General features: G+C 46.4%; 17 protein-coding genes. 5 read left to right on the top strand and 12 right to left on the bottom strand.

Annotated elements, in window-relative coordinates:
• Positions 1 to 37: 37 nt before the first annotated feature.
• Positions 38 to 1,234, bottom strand: coding sequence for a phosphoglycerate kinase (locus tag NE671_RS09385; protein WP_015527000.1), 1,197 nt, complete (start codon positions 1,232 to 1,234; stop codon positions 38 to 40).
• A gap of 185 nt (positions 1,235 to 1,419) precedes the next feature.
• Entirely contained in the window at positions 1,420 to 2,439 is a 1,020-nt protein-coding gene (gap, locus tag NE671_RS09380) for a type I glyceraldehyde-3-phosphate dehydrogenase (protein WP_021652276.1), read from the bottom strand.
• Positions 2,440 to 2,744: 305 nt separating this feature from the next.
• On the opposite strand from gap, the gene NE671_RS09375 reads away from it, so the two are divergent.
• Entirely contained in the window at positions 2,745 to 3,563 is an 819-nt protein-coding gene (locus NE671_RS09375) for a histidinol-phosphatase HisJ family protein (protein ID WP_022426901.1), read from the top strand.
• Between the two features lie 74 nt (positions 3,564 to 3,637).
• Positions 3,638 to 5,701, top strand: coding sequence for an alpha-amylase family glycosyl hydrolase (locus tag NE671_RS09370; protein WP_256163911.1), 2,064 nt, complete (start codon positions 3,638 to 3,640; stop codon positions 5,699 to 5,701).
• A gap of 142 nt (positions 5,702 to 5,843) precedes the next feature.
• On the opposite strand, the gene NE671_RS09365 is transcribed toward NE671_RS09370, so the two are convergent.
• From NE671_RS09365 to NE671_RS09350, 4 genes are all read right to left on the bottom strand, one after another.
• Positions 5,844 to 8,402 carry an HAD-IC family P-type ATPase gene (locus tag NE671_RS09365; RefSeq protein WP_114002023.1) on the bottom strand — a complete coding sequence of 853 codons (2,559 nt, stop codon included), beginning with the start codon at positions 8,400 to 8,402 and terminating at the stop codon, positions 5,844 to 5,846.
• Positions 8,403 to 8,491: 89 nt separating this feature from the next.
• Positions 8,492 to 8,938, bottom strand: coding sequence for a Fe-S cluster assembly scaffold protein NifU (nifU, locus tag NE671_RS09360; RefSeq protein WP_015526995.1), 447 nt, complete (start codon positions 8,936 to 8,938; stop codon positions 8,492 to 8,494).
• A gap of 28 nt (positions 8,939 to 8,966) precedes the next feature.
• Positions 8,967 to 10,154, bottom strand: coding sequence for a cysteine desulfurase NifS (gene nifS / locus NE671_RS09355; protein ID WP_021650819.1), 1,188 nt, complete (start codon positions 10,152 to 10,154; stop codon positions 8,967 to 8,969).
• Positions 10,155 to 10,179: 25 nt separating this feature from the next.
• A complete protein-coding gene (locus NE671_RS09350; protein ID WP_015526993.1) occupies positions 10,180 to 10,608 on the bottom strand; it encodes an RrF2 family transcriptional regulator in 429 nt (142 codons plus the stop codon).
• A 124-nt stretch (positions 10,609 to 10,732) separates the two neighbouring features.
• Here NE671_RS09350 and NE671_RS09345 point away from each other — a divergent pair, with 124 nt between their 5' ends.
• Together NE671_RS09345 and NE671_RS09340 are read left to right on the top strand one after the other, a co-directional pair.
• Positions 10,733 to 12,067 carry a polysaccharide biosynthesis protein gene (locus NE671_RS09345; RefSeq protein ID WP_173740422.1) on the top strand — a complete coding sequence of 445 codons (1,335 nt, stop codon included), beginning with the start codon at positions 10,733 to 10,735 and terminating at the stop codon, positions 12,065 to 12,067.
• Positions 12,068 to 12,109: 42 nt separating this feature from the next.
• The gene (locus NE671_RS09340) at positions 12,110 to 13,141 is read left to right on the top strand and encodes a 3-deoxy-7-phosphoheptulonate synthase (RefSeq protein ID WP_015526991.1); all 1,032 of its coding nucleotides are present in this window, start codon (positions 12,110 to 12,112) and stop codon (positions 13,139 to 13,141) included.
• A gap of 139 nt (positions 13,142 to 13,280) precedes the next feature.
• Here the strand turns inward: NE671_RS09340 and xerD are convergent, their stop codons facing one another.
• From xerD to uraA, 6 genes are all read right to left on the bottom strand, one after another.
• Positions 13,281 to 14,165, bottom strand: coding sequence for a site-specific tyrosine recombinase XerD (xerD, locus tag NE671_RS09335; protein ID WP_015526990.1), 885 nt, complete (start codon positions 14,163 to 14,165; stop codon positions 13,281 to 13,283).
• Between the two features lie 179 nt (positions 14,166 to 14,344).
• The gene (locus NE671_RS09330; RefSeq protein ID WP_092069579.1) at positions 14,345 to 14,953 is read right to left on the bottom strand and encodes a stage II sporulation protein M; all 609 of its coding nucleotides are present in this window, start codon (positions 14,951 to 14,953) and stop codon (positions 14,345 to 14,347) included.
• A 131-nt stretch (positions 14,954 to 15,084) separates the two neighbouring features.
• The gene (rny, locus tag NE671_RS09325; protein ID WP_021650814.1) at positions 15,085 to 16,644 is read right to left on the bottom strand and encodes a ribonuclease Y; all 1,560 of its coding nucleotides are present in this window, start codon (positions 16,642 to 16,644) and stop codon (positions 15,085 to 15,087) included.
• Positions 16,645 to 16,937: 293 nt separating this feature from the next.
• Positions 16,938 to 17,426 (bottom strand): regulatory protein RecX, encoded by a 489-nt coding sequence (locus tag NE671_RS09320; protein WP_022426695.1) that lies wholly within the window; start codon positions 17,424 to 17,426, stop codon positions 16,938 to 16,940.
• A gap of 3 nt (positions 17,427 to 17,429) precedes the next feature.
• Positions 17,430 to 18,482, bottom strand: a complete 1,053-nt coding sequence (gene recA, locus NE671_RS09315) for a recombinase RecA (protein ID WP_015526986.1) — start codon at positions 18,480 to 18,482, stop codon at positions 17,430 to 17,432.
• Between the two features lie 264 nt (positions 18,483 to 18,746).
• Positions 18,747 to 19,997, bottom strand: a complete 1,251-nt coding sequence (uraA, locus tag NE671_RS09310) for a uracil permease (RefSeq protein WP_021650809.1) — start codon at positions 19,995 to 19,997, stop codon at positions 18,747 to 18,749.
• A gap of 188 nt (positions 19,998 to 20,185) precedes the next feature.
• Here uraA and pepT point away from each other — a divergent pair, with 188 nt between their 5' ends.
• The gene (pepT, locus tag NE671_RS09305) at positions 20,186 to 21,412 is read left to right on the top strand and encodes a peptidase T (protein ID WP_021650807.1); all 1,227 of its coding nucleotides are present in this window, start codon (positions 20,186 to 20,188) and stop codon (positions 21,410 to 21,412) included.
• The last annotated feature ends 55 nt before the right edge of the window (positions 21,413 to 21,467 follow it).

Here is a 21,467-nt window from a genome sequence, read left to right as displayed (position 1 = left end):
ATCTCCTTTTCGTGTTCGCGGAACACTTTATTTTTTATCAGTCTTTATCGTTAGCTGCTGCTACGCCCGGAAGCTCTTTGCCCTCAAGGAACTCAAGAGAAGCACCGCCACCTGTGGAGATGTGTGTCATCTTGTCGCCATATCCAAGGATATTTACAGCTGCTGCGGAATCACCACCACCGATGATGGTTGTTGCATCTGTCTCAGCAAGAGCTTTGGCAACTGCTTCTGTACCATGAGCGAAGTTCGGCATCTCGAAGCATCCCATCGGTCCGTTCCATACAACAGTCTTGGCATCTTTTACAGCGTCTGCAAAAAGCTTCTCAGTCTCCGGTCCGATATCCATTCCTTCCCATCCGTCCGGAATCTCACCACGTTTTACAACCTGGATATTGCAGTCATTGGAGAAGTTATCACCGATTCTGTTATCTACAGGAAGAAGAAGCTTCACGCCCTTCTCCTCTGCTTTCTTCATCATGTCAAGAGCATACTGAAGGTAATCATCCTCGCAGAGGGATGTTCCGATATGTCCGCCCATAGCCTTGGAGAATGTATAGGACATACCACCACCGATGATTAGTGTATCTACCTTGTCAAGAAGGTTGTTGATTACAGAGATCTTGCTGGAAACCTTAGCACCGCCAAGAATTGCTACGAATGGTCTCTCCGGATTGTTTACAGCGTTTCCAAGGAAATCGATCTCTTTCTGCATCAGATATCCTACAACTGCTGTTTTTACATATTTGGTAACACCTACGTTAGAGCAGTGAGCTCTGTGAGCAGTTCCGAATGCATCATTTACAAATACATCACAGAGGGAAGCAAGATCTTCGCTGAACTTGTCTTCGTTCTTTGTCTCTTCTGCACGATAACGTGTGTTCTCAAGAAGAACTACATCGCCATCTTTCATCTCTGCTACAGCAGCTTTTGCGTTCGGTCCTACTACCTCAGGATCTGCTGCAAATTTTACTTCCTGGCCAAGAAGCTCAGAAAGACGAACTGCTACAGGTGCAAGAGAAAGCTCCGGTTTCGGCTCTCCCTTCGGTTTTCCAAGGTGGGAGCAAAGGATAACCTTTCCGCCGTCTGCGATCAGTTTCTTGATTGTAGGAAGAGCAGCTACAAGACGGTTCTCATCTGTGATCTTTCCATCCTGAAGCGGAACATTGAAGTCGCATCTTACAAGTACTTTCTGTCCTTTTACATTGATATCGTCAACACTTTTTTTGTTCAGCATCTCTATATCTCCTTAACTTTTATTTCTGCAAAAGCAGATGAATAAGGGCGAGCGGTATTGTTGTCCGCTCTGTTAACAGTCATTCCTCAGACATTTTTTTGTTTGGTCTTTTGGAAAAAAAGGGCCCGGTCCTCTTCAGACCGGACCCTTTCTGAGTCTATTCTTCTACACCCGTTCGCAGAAAATTAAGCGTTCAGAAGTTTTCCGAAGTGCTTGATTGTACGAACCATCTGGCTTGTGTAGGAGTTCTCGTTGTCATACCAGGAAACTACCTGAACCTCTGTTGTGCCATTCTCAAGTGGAAGTACCATTGTCTGAGTAGCATCGAAGAGGGAACCAAATCTCATACCAACGATATCGCTGGATACGATCTCATCCTCGTTGTATCCGAAGGACTCATTGGAAGCTGCTTTCATAGCTGCGTTGATCTGCTCTTTAGTAACGTTTCCTTCAACTACTGCTGTAAGGATTGTTGTAGAACCTGTTGGGGTAGGTACACGCTGTGCAGAACCGATAAGTTTGCCGTTAAGCTCTGGGATAACAAGTCCGATAGCTTTAGCAGCACCTGTGCTGTTCGGAACGATGTTAACTGCAGCTGCACGGGATCTTCTCAGATCGCCTTTTCTCTGCGGTCCGTCAAGTGTCATCTGATCGCCTGTGTAAGCGTGGATTGTGCACATGATACCGGATTTGATCGGTGCAAGATCGTTAAGAGCCTTAGCCATTGGTGCAAGGCAGTTTGTTGTACAGGAAGCTGCGGAGATGATCTTGTCCTCGTTTGTAAGACCCTGATGGTTTACGTTGTAAACGATTGTCTTAAGGTCGTTTCCAGCCGGAGCGGAAATAACTACGTGCTTAGCACCTGCATCGATATGAGCCTGAGCTTTGTCTTTGGATGTGTAGAAACCTGTGCACTCAAGAACTACGTCTACACCGATCTCTCCCCATGGAAGCTCTGCAGCGTTAGCCTTAGCATAGATTTTGATCTCTTTTCCGTCTACTGTGATGGAATCCTCGCCTGCTGTTACTTTATCAGCAAGAGCATATCTTCCCTGTGTAGAATCATATTTTAATAAGTGAGCAAGCATCTTAGGAGATGTAAGATCGTTGATTGCTACGATCTCAAATCCTTCTGCTCCAAACATCTGACGGAATGCAAGACGACCGATACGTCCAAAACCATTAATTGCAACTTTTACTGCCATGATAAATTCCTCCTATGAATTGAATGGTGATTTAAATCGTTCCTTTGTTAAAGAAACATCAACCTGTTTCATATTGTACCTAATTCCAAACAAAAATTCAAGAGCTATTTATAAAAAAGAACATTAAAATAAATATTAAGAAAATTTCTGAAAAATGTGCTATAATTCTCTGATAGAAAGTTCTGTCCTGCTGATTCCCAAAACGGATATCTATATTCCCGCTGGGAGTTTGACTTTCCCGGATTCATAACAGGCAGATACGATCATTGTCACAGAATATAAAGGCTTGAATATGGAGGTACAAAATGGACCAGAAAATTTTATGGGACTGCCATATGCACTCCTCTTTTTCCGCAGATTCCGATACACCGATGGAAGAAATGATCCAGACTGCCGCAGACCAGGGTCTCACGGGAATCTGTTTTACTGAACATTTTGATCCGGATTATCCCGATACTCCGGAAAATCTTGATTTTTCCCTGAACATCCCTGCATACCGCCAGAAACTTGAGAGTCTTGCGGATGCTTTTAAAGACCAGATCCAGGTTAACTTCGGGATCGAGCTTGGACTTCAGCCTCAGCTTGCAGAATCTTTTTCCGATCTTCTGAAAGAAGTTCCCTTTGATTTCGTTATTGGTTCCTCCCATGTGGTGCACGGATACGATCCTTATTATCCTTCTTATTTTGAGGGCCGTAAGGAATCCGCATGCTACATGGAATATTTTGAATCCATCCTGGAAAATATCGCTGCTTTTGACGAGATGGATGTGTACGGACATATCGACTATGTAGTACGTTATGGTCCAAATCAGAACCGTCAGTATTCTTATGGAAGATATAAGGAGATCCTGGACGAGATCCTGCGGACATTGATCCGCAAAAATGTGGGAATCGAGCTGAACACAGGCGGTTATCACTACGGGCTTGGTGAACCGAATCCATGTGTCAATATTATCCGACGTTACCGTGAGCTTGGCGGTGAGATCATCACCATCGGTGCAGATGCCCATACTCCGGATAAGATCGGCTATGCCTTTGACAAGGCGGCTGATGTTCTCCGTGAATGTGGTTTTTCCTATTATGCTGTATTTAAAAACCGCCGTCCTGTTTTTCATAAGCTGTAGCTCTGTTTCTCTCTCCGGTGAGAGAGTTTACATTTTATACCGAAAATATCATTTTATCTAAGGAGGAACTCTATATGTCAACAAAAAGACTCCAGAAAAAGAAAGCTGCCATGCAGGCAAAAAAAGAAAAGCAGCTGAAAAAAAATACCAGTGCTGCCAAATCTGTTGAAAATGCTAAAGCCGAAGTGAAAAAACTTGAAACCGTAAAGAAGGAAACGCTTAAAGTCGAGACTTCCAAGACCGAACCGATCAAAGTCGAGACTTCCAAGACCGAACCGATCAAGGTCGAGACTTCCAAGATTGAACCGACCAAAGTCGAGACTTCCAAGACCGAACCGATCAAGGTCGAGACTTCCAAGACCGAACCGATCAAGGTCGAGACTTCCAAGACCGAGCCGATCAAGGTTGAGACTTCCAAGACCGAACCGATCAAGGTCGAGACTTCCAAGACTGAGCCGGCGAAAGTTACTACTTCCAAGACCGAGCCTCTGAAAGTCGAAACTTCCAAGGAGGACACAGCTTACGATGCCCTCTACGAGAAACGTCTGAAACACTACTACAATGATCTGAAATGGCTTTACTGCGAACTGTTCCGCGATCACCCGGAAGTTACCGGCACATTCTCAAGCCTCACAAAAAAGATGAAAGAAATCTACCGTGAGCGTTCTCTTTCCATGAAGGAAGCCGACCAGAACTGCGCTGCAGATCCTGATTGGTTCCGTAAGACTACTTTCACCGGAATGGCTGTAAATCCTGCTGACTTCGCAGATACTCTTTCCGGGCTGTCCGATAAACTGGACTATATCAGTGAATGCAAAGCAGACACTCTGTACCTGACAGATCTTTTCCAGGCAACCTCCAACTGCTCCCTTCGCATTATCCCGGAGATTGGAACCTCCGAAGATCTGCATACACTTGCAGCTAACTGTAGGAAAGCAGGTATCCGCCTGGCTCTTGAGATCCCGTTAAGTCTTTCTGTGGATGACCCACAGTCCGGTGCGCCATGCGTGCTCCAGACTCCAGCTTATTTCAATGCAATGCTTCTTCAGATCCTGGAGCTTGCAAATGAAGGTGCTTCTATATTCAGCCTTGGTGTCCTTCCGATGATACCGGAAGAAAATCTCTGGAAGCTTCACTCTCTGCTGCGTATGACCCGAATGGTGTGTGAGATCGTATGCCCCGGAATTCTTCTCCTTGGTGAAACAGACCGCCCACCTGCAGAGGCTGCTGCATTTGGCGGAACTTCCGATATGCCGGAACTTCACATTGTAAACAGCACCCAGCTGATGTCCGATCTCTGGCATACCGTTGCCACAAAGGACACTGCCCTTCTCCGCCGGGGAATCGACAGAGCTGCAAACCTTCCGCAGGCACCGGTATTCCAGAATTACCTCCGTAACCGCAACACGGTACACTGGAATCTGGACTATGATTTCCTGAAAGGAAGCTTTATCACAGAAGGGCCTCACAGAGATTATCTGAATGAATTCCTGGCAGGTATTTTCCCTGATTCCTTTGCCCGGGGTGAAATTTATGTAAATCCGGAAACCGAGGAATCTGAGCTCTGCGGAACAACCGCATCTCTTGCAGGAATCGAGCGTTTTGATTATGAAGGAAATATGGAGGGTGTCAGCCGGGGAATCCGCTATGACGTAGCACTTCATGCATTGCTTCTTTCCCTCCCCGGAATTCCGGTACTTCGAAGCGGTGACGAGGTCGGACAGCTGAATGACTATACCTATAAAACAGACATTTCCAAAGCAGCTGATCCCCGCTGGCTCCACAATGGACGTTTCAACTGGGCACTTGCCCGGAACAGAGCCGATGCCGAAACGATCCAGGGACGCATTTTCAACAGCCTTGAGCAGCTGGAATCCATCCGTGCCAGCCATCCGGTATTTGCACCTGAAGTTTCTGCACATACACTGGAAACCTGGGAAAAAGCTCTCCTTGCCCTGGTAAGAGAAACTTCTGAAGAAAAGCTGATCTGCATCTACAACTTCAGCGACCAGGATAAGGTAGCCTGGATCAACGAACAGGACGGTACCTACACAGATCTTCTCACAGGAGTTCAGAGAGACGCACAGGCTGTAGAGATTCCGGCCTTCGGATTTATCTGGCTTATGCACACGAAATAATAGCTTTGTCAGGCGAATATCCACAATCTACATTCTCTACACAGCTCTGCACCGGATAACTGGATAACTGCTTCACAGTTTATTTGCAAAAAAGGACACTGCCATTTTCAACGGGCAGTGTCCTTTTTTATTTCTCATATTATTATTTTCTCAGCTTATCAATAAATGCAGCAAATTTCCCCTGTTCCCCACTATCCAGCGAACGGCTGTAAATATTTCTGAGCCAGGCCGTGATCACATCGATCAGGATCGGAGAAAATGTCATCAGAAGGAACACCAGAATGATCATTCCGAATTCCAGCGATCCCAGTGTCAGAAGATTCTGCAGAACCACCGCCGCACCGAAAAAGATCACCTGCATACTGTAAATGATCACCTTTCGATACTTATTCAGAGGTGCGTAAACTGTCTTAAGTGCCGCCATATAATTCCATCCTGTTACAAGCACACAGGCTGTATTCAGCATAGCATTGGAATGGTATACATTCTGGCATACCAGCATCACACTGAACACACAGCCCGTGATGGTCACAGCAGCCGGAAATGCATTCATAAATACATGACGCAAAAATGTATGGTCGATCTTCTCATAATTATTCTCCTGTGCCAGAAGGAATGTAGGAATACCAACAGCGCAGGCACTGATCAGAGACATCTGGATCGGCTCAAAGGGATAGGAATCCCCGAAGAAGATCGTGATCAGTGACAGCAGCACGGAAAAAATCGTTTTGATCAGAAACATAGATGCCGCAGTACGGATATTATTTACAACCCGGCGTCCCTGATTCACAATTTCCGGCATTGCTGCAAAATTAGAATCCAGCAATACCACATTGGCAATATTCTTGGCAGCATCACTGCCCTCAGCCATGGCAATACTGCAGTCCGCCTCTTTAAGCGCCAGAACATCATTGACACCATCACCGGTCATGGCAACCGTATGCTTCTGAGCCTGCAAAGACTTCACCATTGCCTGTTTCTGCTGAGGTGTTACACGCCCGAACACACTATATTCTGCAACTGCCTCGTCCATCTGTTCCTGAGTTGTGATCGTTGTCGCATCTATATAATGCTCTGCATTTTTAAGGCCGGCACGTCTGGCAATTGCAGAAACCGTCACCGGATCATCACCGGAGATCACTTTCAGATCAACACCCTGACTTTCGAAATATGCCAGCGTATCCGGTGCCTCTGCACGGATCACATCGGTAATAAGCAAAAGTCCGACAGGTTCCAGTCCCTCCGGAAGCTCCGCTCCCTCACTCACATTTACACTATGGGCAAGAACCAGCACACGAAGACCTTCCTCTGCAAATCTGCCACAATACTCCATCAACTCCGGGTTCCCTTCCGGAAAAAGAAACTGCGCTGCACCCATCAGATAAGTACCTGTATCTGTAAATGCAGCTCCGCTGTACTTCCTGTCAGAAGAAAATGGGATCACATGATCCAGCTCCATATCCTGAGATACTTTAAATCTCGCCCTGAGTGCATCGGCAGTGGCATTCTGATCCTTCAGCACAGAAAGCAAATTTCCCATGATATGCTCGATCTCCCGGATCTTCTCCGGATCTTCCTGACTATGTTTCTCCGGGTCAGCTTCTGACTTTTCCTGTAATACGAGATTCGCGCTTCCATCCTCCTTTGCGATCGCATCTGTTGCTGAAACTGCAGAAGTCGCAGAACTCTCAGTTCCATCGCTGTCACCTTCGCCGGATTCAGGATCTTTCCCGGATATTTTCTCTGAAATCTCATCATACACCGGCGGATAGCTCTCCACCGCCTCCACACACATGGTACCCTCTGTGATAGTTCCTGTCTTATCCAGGCAGAGCGTATCCACGCGTGCAAGAGTTTCTATACAGTACAGCTCCTGCACCAGCGTCTTCTTCTGGGCAAGCTTCAGCGCACCCAGAGTCAGTGCCACACTGGTAAGAAGGACCAGCCCCTCCGGGATCATTCCCAGGACCGCTGCAACCATATTGACAACAGAATCCCGGATATTGTCTCCCACAAAATAATACTGTTTATAAAAAAGCAGCGCACCCATTGGTACGATAATGATACTGATCACCTTCAGAATGGCATTCAGGGAATTTCTAAGCTCTGAATTATGGCGTTTGAATTCCTTTGCCTCGCTGGTGATCCTTGACGCATAGTTGTCACTTCCCACATGGATGATCTGGCAACAGGCCTGTCCCGCCGTCACAAAGCTTCCGGAAAAAAGCTCATCTCCCGGATTCTTCGGAAGATTGTCTGCCTCACCGGTAAGCAGAGATTCATTGACCTCAAGACTTCCCTCCAGGATCTTCGCATCTGCCGGAACCTGTTCTCCGGCCTTCAGGAATATCAGATCATCGACAACCAGCTTCTCTGTAGAAATTTTCCATTTTTTTCCTTCACGCAGAACAACCGTCTTGGATTCTGTCAGGATGGCCAGCTTGTCAATCGTCTTCTTAGCACGGACCTCCTGAATGATCCCGATCACGGTATTAATAAAAATGATTCCTACAAACATGGAGTTTTTGTAGGAACCAACCAGCAGTACGAGAACCAGCAGCACCAGGTTCAGAAAATTGAAGAATGTCAACGTATTCTCCAGAATGATCTGCTTATATGTCCTGGTGTTGGGGTTTTCGTTATTATTTACCTGGCCCTGCGCAATTCTTTCCTGAACTTCTTCGTTCGTAAGTCCTGTCATGCTTCTTACTTACCTGTCCTTTCAATGGCTTACGGTTCTGTTCGACTGAAGCTTGCTCATGCCCCGGTTATGATCGTAAATAAAAGGAATCAATACTCCTCTTCTGTATCCTCTTCACCCTCGTGGATATCAGACTTCGGTTTGGAAAGACCCTCGATCTTAATGTGATGTTTCTCTGCATAATCCCAGAGAGCTGCATGAATTGCTTCCTCAGCAAGCAGGGAACAGTGGATCTTTACCGGCGGAAGTCCGTCCAGAGCCTCCATAACGGCCTTGTTGGTTACTTCCATAGCTTCCTCAATGGTCTTGCCCATTACAAGTTCTGTTGCCATGCTGCTTGTTGCAACTGCTGCACCGCATCCAAATGTTTTAAATTTGCAGTCTTTGATAATATGAGTTTCGTCATCGATATCAAGGAATATTCTCATAATATCACCGCATTTTGCATTTCCTACAGTACCCACGCCACTTGCGTTCTCGATCTCACCGACATTACGTGGATGCTGAAAATGATCCATTACTTTTTCACTATACATTATTTTTTCCTCCTGGCAAGTATTTTTATTATTTTTTCTGCTTTTTAATAAAATCTTCATATAATGGAGACATGCTTCTTAAGTTTGCAGTAATATCTTTCAGCTTATCTACTACAAAATCAACATCCTCCATTGTCGTCTCCTCGCTTAAGGTCATACGGAGAGATCCGTGTGCGATCTCATGAGGAAGACCGATAGCTAACAGAACGTGTGACGGATCCAGAGAACCGGATGTACATGCGGAACCGCTGGATGCACAGATTCCGAAATTATCAAGCATCAGAAGAAGTGACTCTCCCTCGATGAACTGGATGCTTACATTTACGTTGTTCGGAAGACGTTTTACTTTATCTCCATTGAGACGTACGTACGGGATCTCTGTGAGGATCCTGCTGATCATATGATCTCTGATCTCGATTTCTTTTGCAGTACGCTCTTTCATGGACTTGTTTGCACGCTCTGCTGCAAGACCGTATCCTACGATACCAGGAACGTTCTCTGTACCTGCACGACGTTTTCTCTCCTGTGCTCCGCCATGTACGAAGGAGCGGATCTTAACGCCCTTACGGATATAAAGGAAGCCGATTCCCTTCGGTCCGTTGATCTTATGTCCGCTGGAGCTGAGCATATCAATATTGAACTCATCTACATTGATCGGGATCTGGCCGAATGCCTGAACAGCATCTGTATGGAACAGGATTCCATGCTCATGTGCGATCTGGCCGATCTCTTTCAGCGGCTCAAGAGTACCAATCTCATTGTTTGCAGCCATAACAGAGATCAGGATGGTCTCCGGTGTGATGGCTTTCTGAAGCTCATCCAGGTCAATGAAACCATTCTCATCTACATCCAGGTATGTGACCTTGGCACCACGCTCTTTTTCAAGGTACTCGCAGGTATGAAGGATGGCATGATGCTCGATCTTTGTTGTGATGATATGGTTTCCTTTATTTTTATATGCCTCAAAGGTCGCTTTCAGAGCCCAGTTATCAGACTCGGAACCACCTGCTGTAAAATAGATCTCCTCTTTTTTGGCTCCGATCACATCTGCGATCTGCTGTCTTGCCTTTGCGATGGCAGCCTTGCTGTTTGCCGCAAAATCATAAACGGTTGAAGCATTTCCATAAAACTCTGTAAAATACGGCAGCATAGCCTCCACAACTTCCGGTGCGGTCTTTGTGGTAGCCGCATTGTCCAGATATATCATTTTTCCCATTTTCTTTTCCTCCTGTTCAGGATAATTATTTTTCGTGTATTCTCCGGCTTTCTTCGATCAGCTCACTGAGCATCAGGGTATCCACTGCATCTGTGATGCTGTCGTTGATCCTCTTCCACACTAATTTAGCCACGCAGAGATCAGAACCCTGGCAGCCACCGTCACCTTCTGTTCCCGGACATGTTGCAGCCTCCAGGCCACCCTCCAGGACACGAAGGATATCTCCCACTGAAATCTCTTCTGCCGGTCTTCCAAGAAAGTATCCTCCGGCTGCGCCGCGGACACTCTTCACAAGGCCCGCTTTCTTCAAAAGTGCCATCAGCTGCTCCAGATAGCTGACTGATATATTCTGACGGCCCGCAATACTCTGAAGCGAGACCGCTTCTTTTTCACTGTAAAGACCAAGGTCTATCAAAGCCTTAAGTCCGTATTTTGCTCTTGTTGACAGTTTCATCCGCTCACCTCTTTTTTTCAATTCCCAGTGTTTCCCTCGGATTTCATGTTTACTCTATCAGAAACATATGGTTCTGTCAAGACTAACTTCTTCATATACTGACAAAAAAGACTCAAGGTTATCCATGTCAAAAAAAATATTTCTCAAAGGAACCCTGATTCTTGCCTGCACAGGCCTTATCAGCCGTATCGCAGGTTTCTTTTATAGAATATTCCTCTCCCATGCCATTGGTGCGGAAGGTCTTGGTTTGTATCAGCTGGTTCTTCCTCTCCAGGGACTTATGGCCGCTTTATCCTATACAGGGATCCAGTCTGCCCTTTCACGCCTGATCGCGTCCAGACTTGCCCTTCAGGAGAAAAAGGAGGCACGTTTTTCGCTTGTCACAGGAACACTTATGGCTGTCTTTTTTTCTGCTGCAGCCGGTTTTCTGCTTTTTCAGCACGCATATTTTTTTGCTTCCGCAATTCTGAAAACACCGCAGACTGCCGGTCTTCTTCGCATAACAGCTGTCAGTATTCCTCTCTGTGCCATTCATTCCTGCATTGACAGCTATTATTATGCCCGAAAAAAAGCCTCTGTTCCGGCAGCCGTGCAGCTTTCGGAGCAGTCTGCCCGGATCGGCACTACCTATATCCTGTATCTGATCTTTCTTTCCGAAGGACGTCCGATCACTGCATTGATCGCAGCGGGAGGTTCCCTTGCCGGAGAGACTGCCGCTTCGCTAGTGTCGCTGCTGGTAGTTTCCTTTCATTTCGGAAATCACCCTGTACACGAAAAGACTCCCGTCAGGATCTTTCCGCTGATAAAGGACCTTTTCACACTGTCTTTTCCCATTTCCCTGAACAGGATCCTTCTGACACTTCTCGGCAGCATAGAAGCGGTCCTGATCCCACAGATGCTTCTGCGTTCCGGCATGACAGCCTCAGACTCACTGAAGATCTATGGGATCTTTACAGGAATGGCACTGCCCCTGCTCCTGTTTCCTTCCACACTTACGTCTTCCGCCGCTGTAATGCTGATGCCTTCCATCGCACAGCTTGATGCACTGGGAAAGCAGAAGCAGATCCGCCGTGTCACAGACCAGACCTTTTTTCTGTGCATGTTCCTGGGATTTCTATGCGGAAGCGGATTCTTTCTTTTTGGCCCATTCCTCGGAACATTGCTTTTTCACAGCCAGACTGCCGGAATCTACATACGGTATCTGTCTTTTATCTGTCCTTTTCTTTATACAAACACCATGCTCACCAGCATCCTGCAGGGACTTGGAAAACCGGGGCTCTGTCTGATCCACAGTATTGCCGGCATTCTCATCCGTATTTTCTCCGTTGTTTTTATAATTCCGGCAACGGGGATCCGAGGCTATTTTTACGGAATTTTTCTGGGTGAGCTGCTGCTTACTCTTCTACACGTGAAAGCGCTAAAATTTCCCTATCGACAATCGGCCAATAATCGTTTATAATAAATAATCGAAATGTCTATAGTTATGGAGGAATAAAGTACTATGAGTTTTGAATTCATAAAAAAACTGCCAACTCCTGAGGAAATCCGCAATCAGTATCCGCTCGATGCTGAACTTCAGGCACTCAAGGAGAAACGCGATGCTGAGATTCGCGACGTTTTCACCGGAAAATCCGATAAATTCCTCGCTATCATCGGACCATGTTCTGCAGATAACGAAGATGCCGTATGCGATTATCTTTTAAGACTTCGCAAAGTTCAGGAAAAGATCGAGGATAAAGTCCTTATCATCCCGCGTGTTTACACAAACAAACCACGTACGACCGGTGAAGGATACAAGGGAATGGTCCATCAGCCGGATCCTGAGAAAAAACCGAACCTTCTTGCCGGACTGATCGCGATCCGCAAGATGCACATGCGTGCTATCCGCGAAAGCGGCTTCACCTGTGCAGATGAGATGCTTTACCCGGAGAACTACCGTTATCTCTCTGATCTGCTTTCCTACGTTGCTGTAGGCGCACGTTCTGTTGAAGATCAGCAGCACAGACTCACTGTCAGCGGCATGGATGTTCCGGCTGGTATGAAGAATCCTACCAGTGGTGACTACAGCGTTATGCTGAACTCCATTGTTGCAGCACAGGGCGCTCATCGTTTTATTTACAGAAGCTGGGAGGTTGAGACCACCGGCAACCCACTCTCTCACGCAATCCTTCGCGGTGCGGTAAACAAGCATGGGGAAGCGATCCCGAACTACCATTACGAGGATCTTCGTCTTCTCTATGACAAATACCATGCAAAGAACCTTGCCAACCCGGCAGTGATCGTGGATACCAACCACTCCAACTCCAACAAGCATTACGAGCAGCAGGTTCGTATCGCAAGTGAGGTTCTTCACAGCCGTCAGGTAGATCCTGAGCTTCACTCCATGGTAAAGGGTCTTATGATCGAGAGCTATATCGAGCCAGGCAACCAGAAGATCGGTGGAGATCACATCTACGGAAAATCCATCACAGATGCCTGCCTTGGTTGGGATGAGTCTGAGAAGCTGCTTTACACGATCGCTGAAAATTGCTAAGTTCTGTCTGATCTGCACTTCAGGGAACAGACATTTGTGATCATTCTACAATTTATGTTCAAAAAAAGAACCGACATTCTTCCATTTTGGAAACTGCCGGTTCTTTTTTGAACGCGTTTTTTATATTATTTCTTACAGATCAATGCCTCGGATGTGCTTTCATATATACGTCTCGCATTTTCGCAACGCCAAAATTCAGATAGACCTGTGTGGTGGAAATATCCGAATGTCCAAGCATTTCCTGCACACTCTTCACGTCCGCTCCATTCTGCAGCATATGTGCGGCAAAAGAATGTCTCAGTGTATGCGGCGTGATATCATGCTGGATCCCGGCTTCCTCTGCATATCCCTTCAGAACCTTCCAGAATCCCTGTCTGCTCATGGATTTTCCTGAACAGTTGGTAAAAAGACTCTCCGTCTCATTTTCTTTCACAAATTTTCCACGGGCTTCCTTCAGATATTTCTCCATGGCTGTTTTGCATACATTTCCTATCGGGATCACCCGTTCCTTATCCTCATCGTGACAGACTACATAACCAAGCCGCAGATTGAGATCCTCCAGATTCAGCCGCAAAAGTTCACTGACACGCATTCCTGTAGCATACAAAAGCTCCAGCATGGCACTGTCCCGGATTCCCTTCGGTGTATTCAGATCCGGCTGTTTCAAAAGGCGGTCTACCTCATCCACAGTAAGGATCTCCGGCATCCGCTTCTCAACCTTGGGCGGCTTCAGTTCCAGAGACGGATCCCTCTCGATCCTGTTCTCCTGATAAAGATACTGAAACAAGGCACGGATAGATGCTACATTTCTGGAGATCGTTGAGGAAGCGAACTGTCCTCTCTCCATATAGCTGAGATAGCCTTCCAGCTCCAGTTCTCCTACATCTCGGATATCATAGATCCCACGATCTGCAAAATACACTGCCATCTTCTTCAGGTCTCTCTGGTAAGATACTTCTGTATTATGTGACGTCCTTTTTCTATTATGTAAATATGTAATAAATTCCCGTATCTCTATGTCCATTTCTCTGCATCCCGTTTCTCTAAAATCATACTCGTTTATGACTGAATTATACTGTGAATTTTACATAAAATCAAACAGTTTTTCATCGTAAAACCGCACAATTTCAACACTTTCCGGCACAAACCACCAAATATCGCAGATTTTATGGAAACCATCACTAGATATTGTGGAAATTTTCCTCAAAAAAATTTCAGGCCCTTTATAACTTTTTCTACGATCCAAGGATTCAGAAAACTTTCTGCGAGGATTCCTCCTGTATACAGCAGAAAAACTGTGATCCCCTGCCGAAAATAAGCCCCTGTTTTCTGCGGCACAAGTCCATAATTTTTCCAGATCCCATACGATTGTCTGTATACGATACCTGCAAGATAAAAATACGCCGGAATATAGACCAGATACTGCGGCATCAGAAGTCCGGCGCCGGCCACACCGCCATAAATACCAAATTCCAGAACCGATAATGCCAGAATCATTCCTGTCTCCATTCCCAAAAACAGCATATATGCGACCGTCAAAGGCACTCCGAATATTGTAAATCCGCATAAAAACAACAGAAGAAAAAAACCTCCTCTTCGTCGCAGCACTTCCAGGAAATAAGCTCCGCCGGAAATATCTTTTCCTGCAAAGCTGCGGATCAGATAAAAAGAAGCCAGGGTTTTCTGTTTCCACTCCATTTTCCAGATCAGATTCGGCAACACATTTCCCGCAAAAAATCCGGTCATAAAAAGAAGCTCCGCCGGAAAACGTCCGGCATTTTTCCACTTCCGGTTCTCTGTCTTACTCTCCATTTACTCACCCTGTACCAGTTTACGCCTGTTTTTCCAGTAATATGACCGTTTTTCCACATGACAAAAAAAGGCCGGCCAGCTAAAAAGCTGTCCGGCCTTTGATATTTCCAGAACTTTCTTCCATTGAAAGCTTATTTTGCGTAGTCAACCGCTCTGCTTTCACGGATCACATTAACTTTGATCTGTCCAGGATACTCAAGCTCTGCCTCGATCTGCTTTGCAATATCTCTTGCAAGGAGAACCATATCTGCATCACTTACATGATCCGGCACGACCATAACACGAATTTCTCTTCCTGCCTGAATAGCAAAAGATTTCTCTACACCCTTGAATTCATTGGTGATATCCTCAAGCTGTTTCAGACGATTGGTATAGGTTTCCAGGGTCTCACGTCTTGCTCCAGGTCTTGCTGCGGAAATTGCATCAGCAGCCTGTACAATACACGCGATCAGAGATTCCGGCTCCACATCACCATGATGAGACGCAACCGTGTTGATAACGATCGGGGACTCCTTGTATTTCTTGCAGAGATCTACACCGATCTGAATATGAGAACCTTCTACCTCATGGTCAATGGATTTACCAATGTCATGAAGAAGTCCGGCACGCTTGGCCATACGCACATCCACACCAACTTCTCCTGCAAGAAGTCCGGAAAGCTGTGCAACCTCAATTGAATGTCTCAGAGCATTCTGTCCATAGCTTGAACGGAATTTCATACGTCCAAGAAGCTTCAGAAGTTCCGGATGGATTCCATGTACCCCTACATCCATGGCAGCATTCTCACCGTCTTCCCGGATCTGTGCTTCCACTTCTTTCTGGGCTTTCTCTACCATCTCTTCAATTCTTGCCGGATGGATACGTCCATCCACGATCAGTTTCTCAAGAGCCACTCTGGCGATCTCTCTCCTGATCGGATCAAATGCGGAGAGTACCACTGCCTCCGGTGTATCATCAATGATCAGATCCACACCGGTAAGTGTCTCAAGTGTACGGATGTTACGGCCTTCACGACCGATGATCCTTCCCTTCATTTCATCACTTGGAAGCTGTACCACAGAAATCGTTGTCTCGGAAACATGATCCACTGCACATTTCTGAATGGCATTGACTACATATTCCCTGGCTTTCTTATTGGCATCTTCCTTGGCTCTGTTCTCAAGCTCTTTATAGAGTCTTGCAACATCCACCTTTACGTCATCTTCTACAGATTTCAGTAATTCTTCTTTTGCCTGTTCGGAGGTAAGACCTGAAACTCGTTCCAGTTCCTGTACTCCTTTTTCCTCAAGTTCATTTACTCGTTTTTCTTTTTCTTGTAACTCGTTAAATTTCGCTGTACATTCCAGCTCACGCTTCTCCACTGCATTGGCTTTTTTGTCAACAGATTCCTCTTTTGACAAAACTCGCTTTTCGTATCTCTGCAGCTCGTTTCTCCGTTCCTTGGTTTCCCTTTCCAGTTCATTTTTAGTTCGCAGAGATTCTTCCTTTACTTCAAGTAAAGTTTCGCGTTTCTTGGTCTCTGCTGCTTTCAATGCTTCATCAAGAATATTCCTTGCCTTATCCTCTGCTGTACCTATGATTTCCGCATCCTTGCGTACTTTCTTGTCAACAGCAACCTTGCAAGTAACAGGAACTGCAATAAGTAGCGTGACTACCACAGCGACAATAACACCGATAATTGTGCCTGCCACAGGAGCACCTCCTTATTTAGTTTTCATTGTACAAATACAACAATACAAGTTTAGCTGTTTTTCACATTTATGTCAAGTTTTTCTCATGAAAAAGCAGATTTTGGTTAGCATATATAAACTGGCTCTTTTTCTCCGCAGAGTTATTGTTACTGTTCACTCCGTTCTCAGTAACACGCTTCGCGATGCACAGAATTTATGCTGATCGCATAAATTCGCGCGGTATGTCTCGGGTTTTCTGTGACCTTCGCTCACAAAAAACACCTCGCGGGACATTACCGGTGAACAGTAACGAGTTATTCCATATCACGGTTCACCCGGATGTTCATTTCTTCCAGGGTATGGGAAATATCCTCATACCGGAACGCTCGTCTGGCCAGATATCCATACAACCTTCGCATCTGTCCTTCATCAAGCTCTGTGTCCGGCGCATATTTCTTTTCGATCGTCCTGCGTAATACCTCCCGCTCGTCCGGTTCCATAAGCTCTTCCATCTCATTCCAGGCATCCAAGGCAGTCTGACGGTCCACACCCTTTAACTGAAGTTCCGAGAGGATCTTCTGACGGCTCCTGGTTTCCATGCGGAAGGAGATATAGGTTCTGGCATAACGGGCATCGTTGATGTACCCATAGGACTTCACATAAGCAATGGCATCTTCTACTGCCTCCGGTGAAAATTCAGCCTGACGGAGTTTATCCGTCAGGCCTTTCTCTGTGCGGTCCATATGTTCCAGAAGCCGCATGGCTTTCTTTCTTGCACGGTTTCGTTCTTCCAGATCCAGCATGGATTACTCTTCCTTCTCTGTATCTTCTGCCTGTACTGCTGCTTCTGCTGTCTCATCTGCCGGATCCAGATGATAATGTACACGAACCTTCTTCTCGATCTCATCGCGGATCTCCGGATGCTCTCGCAGGAATAATTTGGCATTCTCACGTCCCTGTCCGATCTTATCCCCCTCATATGCATACCAGGCTCCGCTCTTGTTTACGATGGAGCATTCTGCAGCCAGATCCAGGATATCTCCCTCTCTGGAAATACCGGTTCCGAACATGATATCAAACTCTGCCTGCTTAAATGGCGGAGCGACCTTGTTCTTAACTACTTTCACACGGGTGTGGTTTCCGACCATCTCACCACCCTGCTTCAATGTTTCCACACGGCGTACATCCATACGGACAGATGCATAGAATTTCAGCGCACGTCCACCGGTTGTAGTTTCCGGATTGCCAAACATCACTCCAACCTTTTCACGAAGCTGGTTGATAAAGATCACCACGCAGTTGGACTTGCTGATAACAGCTGTCAGTTTACGGAGTGCCTGTGACATCAGACGGGCCTGCAGACCTACATGGCTGTCTCCCATATCTCCTTCGATCTCAGCCTTGGGGACTAGGGCTGCAACAGAGTCCACGATCACGATATCCACAGCACCGGAACGTACCATAGTCTCTGTGATCTCCAGCGCCTGCTCTCCGTTATCCGGCTGTGAAATATAAAGGTTGTCGATATCAACACCTATACTCTTGGCATAAACAGGATCAAGAGCATGCTCCGCATCGATAAATCCTGCGATTCCGCCTCTCTTCTGCACTTCAGCGACCATATGTAAGGCTACCGTTGTCTTACCACTGGACTCCGGTCCGTAGATCTCCACGATACGTCCCTTGGGAACACCACCTACACCAAGGGCGATATCCAGGCTTAAGCATCCTGTGGGAACTGCCTCCACCTGCATATGGGAACTGGAATCTCCAAGCTTCATGACAGAGCCTTTACCGAACTGTTTCTCAATATTTCCAAGAGCCGCTTCCAGCGCCTTCTGCTTCTCTTCACTGATCATTATGTAATCTCCTATTCTTTATTCTCTTTCTAATCAGGTTTCCTTTAATCCGAACCTTTGTTCGTGTTTTCTGTATTACATAGTATTATAAAACGGAATGATTGTCAATAAGATACTTGAAAATCCCTCTTTTTTTTTGTTGACAGGATCTCTGAAAATCCGACAAAAGGCTTCCCATACATGATTTCTTTTTCCTCTCTGAATGCCAAAAAGCAGATAAAAAGATTTCCCTCTTCATCTGCTTTTTATGCAATATATTTCCTGTCACTGATCGTTGGTCAGCTTCAGTTTGTCCAGAATATAGAATACAAGGCTTAATGCCATGGCAACCACACATGCCAGCACCATACCGGTAAGCTCAACATTTCCAAGCTTCAGGGCAATTCCGGAAAGACCTACAACAAAGACAACGCTTGTCAGCGTCAGATTTCTGGACTTGCTGTAATCCACGTGATTGTCAACCAGCATACGAAGGCCGGAGGTTCCGATCATTCCGTAAAGAAGGAAGGAAATCCCACCGATCACCGGACCGGGAATGGTACTGATCAGGGCTGCCAGTTTACCGAGGAAGGAACAGCAGATAGAAAGCACTGCCGCACCACCGATCACCTGTACACTGTAAACCTTTGTCACTGCCATGACACCGATGTTCTCACCGTAAGTAGTTGTCGGTACAGAACCAAGGCATCCGGAAACTGTGGTAGAGAAGAAATCTGCAAACAGGGATCTGTGGAGACCCGGATCTTTCAGAAGATTTCTTCCAACGATCTTTCCGGTTACGATCTGATGGCCGATATGCTCGGAGGTTACCAGAAGCAATGCCGGAAAGATCGTCATAATGGCCTCAAAATTAAATTTCGGAGATGTAAAGTTGGGAAGAGCCAAAAATGCCGCTTCCCTTACCTGTGTAAAATCCAGAAGCCCGCATGCACCTGCTGCCACATATCCCGCAATGATCGCGATCAGGATCGGAATAACAGAAAGGAAGCCCCGGAACAGGATCTGCCCGAATACCGCAACTCCAAGTGTGACCAGAAATACGATCACATTCTTCGGATCTACCTTCTCGTCCAGAAGTCCTGCCGTACTTGCTGCATTTCCCGCAAGTTCCAGACCGATCAGTGCCACTACCGGTCCCATTGCCGCTGTGGGAAGCACGATATCGATCCAGTCTGTTCCGCACTGGCGGACGATCAATGCCACGCACATACCAGCAATACCCAGAACAACGAAACCACCAAGGGCATACTCATATCCATACTTGCTGATCACCAGAAGAGCCGGTGAAAGGAAGGCAAAACTGGAGCCCAAATAAGCCGGTGCTTTTCCTTTTGTAATGAAAATAAAAAGGAGTGTTCCCACACCATTCATCAGAAGCACAATAGCCGGACTGATACCAAAAAGGAATGGCACCAGTACGGATGCTCCGAACATGGCGAACATGTGCTGGATACTTAACGGTATCAGCATCTTTGCAGGTACTTTTTCTTCGACCTGTATGATTCTTTTTTCCACTCTCAAATCCTCCTGTTTTTTATTATCCCACAGATTATAGCACAGGTTTTCATATCGTGGGAAATTTTTTCTGAAAATATACGGATACTGTGTGGTATACTGTTATTATCTCCGGAAAAACAGGCGGATTCCATAAATACAGCTGCCGTCTGTTCCGGAAGGAATTTTTCAGAAAGGAATATTCTTCTATGAAAGCATACCAACGACTTCTATCCTATGTAAAAATATCCACACCCAGCAATGAAGAAAGCTCTTCTTCCCCCTCTTCCCAGTGCCAGTTTGACCTGGCCCGGCTTCTTGTGGAGGAACTGAAAGGCCTTGGGATCTCTGATGTGTCTCTGGATGAACACTGTTACGTTTATGCACATCTTCCTGCTACAGAAGGTCTGGAGCACTGCAAAGCACTGGGCTTTATCGCTCATATGGATACGGTTTCCGATTTCTGCGACCATGCAGTCACACCGATGATCACAGAAGATTACGATGGAAAAGAGCTCCCTCTCGGCACAAGCGGCAGAACTCTTTCCCCGGAAATGTTCCCCCATCTTGCTTCACTTGCCGGACGTACCCTGATCACCTCAGACGGAACCACGATCCTGGGCGCAGACGACAAGGCCGGCATTGCAGAGATCCTCACTGCGCTGGAGCATATCCTTACGGAAAAAATACCTCACGGACCTCTCTGCGTTGCTTTTACTCCGGATGAAGAGATCGGCATGGGACCGGCCCACTTTGATGTAAAAAAATTCGGTGCGGATTATGCATATACCCTGGACGGTGATACGGAAGGCGAGATCCAGTACGAAAACTTTAACGCCTGCAGTGCAAAAGTAACCTTCCAGGGTGTTAATGTACATCCCGGTTCTTCCAAAAATACTATGATCAACGCAGCCCTCATTGCCATGGAATTTAACTCCATGCTTCCGGCAGCGGACACTCCCAGGAATACAGAAGACTACGAAGGATTTTTCCATCTGTGTTCCATGAAAGGAGATGTTTCCCAGGCTGAGCTTCAGTATATTGTCCGGGATCACGATGCCGCTTCTTTTGAGATCCGTCAGAAAACGCTCACCCATATCACGGAGATCCTCAATGAAAAATGGGGGGAAGGTACCGTAACTCTTACCATCACCCAGCAGTACCGCAATATGAAAGAGATCATCGATACCTGCCCATGGCTGATATCTCTGGCAGAGGAAGCCTGCCACAGCTGCGGTGTCACACCGCTGATCCTGCCTATCCGCGGCGGCACAGACGGTGCACAGTTAAGCTTTATGGGACTGCCCTGCCCGAATCTCGGAACCGGCGGACATGCCTATCACGGGCCTTATGAGCATATTACAGCAGAAGGAATGGATGCCGCTGTGAACGTTACTCTGGAGATCATAAGACTGTTTTCACAGAAAAAAGTCTAAAAGGAATCCATTCTTCAAAAGCCTGCATTTCCAGAGACCTGATACAATAAAAAAT

Origin of the sequence: Blautia sp. DFI.9.10 (genome assembly GCF_024461705.1) — a bacterium.
Classification (GTDB): Bacteria; Bacillota; Clostridia; order Lachnospirales; family Lachnospiraceae; genus Blautia_A; species Blautia_A fusiformis.
Note: the sequence above shows the minus strand (reverse complement) of the source record. Positions and strands in the feature narration are given on the sequence as shown.

Coding starts and splice junctions, on each gene's coding strand:
- NE671_RS09385 (WP_015527000.1), bottom strand. CDS start 1,234: ATGCTGAACAAAAAAAGTGTTGACGATATCAATGTAAAAGGACAGAAA.
- gap (WP_021652276.1), bottom strand. CDS start 2,439: ATGGCAGTAAAAGTTGCAATTAATGGTTTTGGACGTATCGGTCGTCTT.
- NE671_RS09375 (WP_022426901.1), top strand. CDS start 2,745: ATGGACCAGAAAATTTTATGGGACTGCCATATGCACTCCTCTTTTTCC.
- NE671_RS09370 (WP_256163911.1), top strand. CDS start 3,638: ATGTCAACAAAAAGACTCCAGAAAAAGAAAGCTGCCATGCAGGCAAAA.
- NE671_RS09365 (WP_114002023.1), bottom strand. CDS start 8,402: ATGACAGGACTTACGAACGAAGAAGTTCAGGAAAGAATTGCGCAGGGC.
- nifU (WP_015526995.1), bottom strand. CDS start 8,938: ATGTATAGTGAAAAAGTAATGGATCATTTTCAGCATCCACGTAATGTC.
- nifS (WP_021650819.1), bottom strand. CDS start 10,154: ATGGGAAAAATGATATATCTGGACAATGCGGCTACCACAAAGACCGCA.
- NE671_RS09350 (WP_015526993.1), bottom strand. CDS start 10,608: ATGAAACTGTCAACAAGAGCAAAATACGGACTTAAGGCTTTGATAGAC.
- NE671_RS09345 (WP_173740422.1), top strand. CDS start 10,733: ATGTCAAAAAAAATATTTCTCAAAGGAACCCTGATTCTTGCCTGCACA.
- NE671_RS09340 (WP_015526991.1), top strand. CDS start 12,110: ATGAGTTTTGAATTCATAAAAAAACTGCCAACTCCTGAGGAAATCCGC.
- xerD (WP_015526990.1), bottom strand. CDS start 14,165: ATGGACATAGAGATACGGGAATTTATTACATATTTACATAATAGAAAA.
- NE671_RS09330 (WP_092069579.1), bottom strand. CDS start 14,953: ATGGAGAGTAAGACAGAGAACCGGAAGTGGAAAAATGCCGGACGTTTT.
- NE671_RS09320 (WP_022426695.1), bottom strand. CDS start 17,426: ATGCTGGATCTGGAAGAACGAAACCGTGCAAGAAAGAAAGCCATGCGG.
- recA (WP_015526986.1), bottom strand. CDS start 18,482: ATGATCAGTGAAGAGAAGCAGAAGGCGCTGGAAGCGGCTCTTGGAAAT.
- pepT (WP_021650807.1), top strand. CDS start 20,186: ATGAAAGCATACCAACGACTTCTATCCTATGTAAAAATATCCACACCC.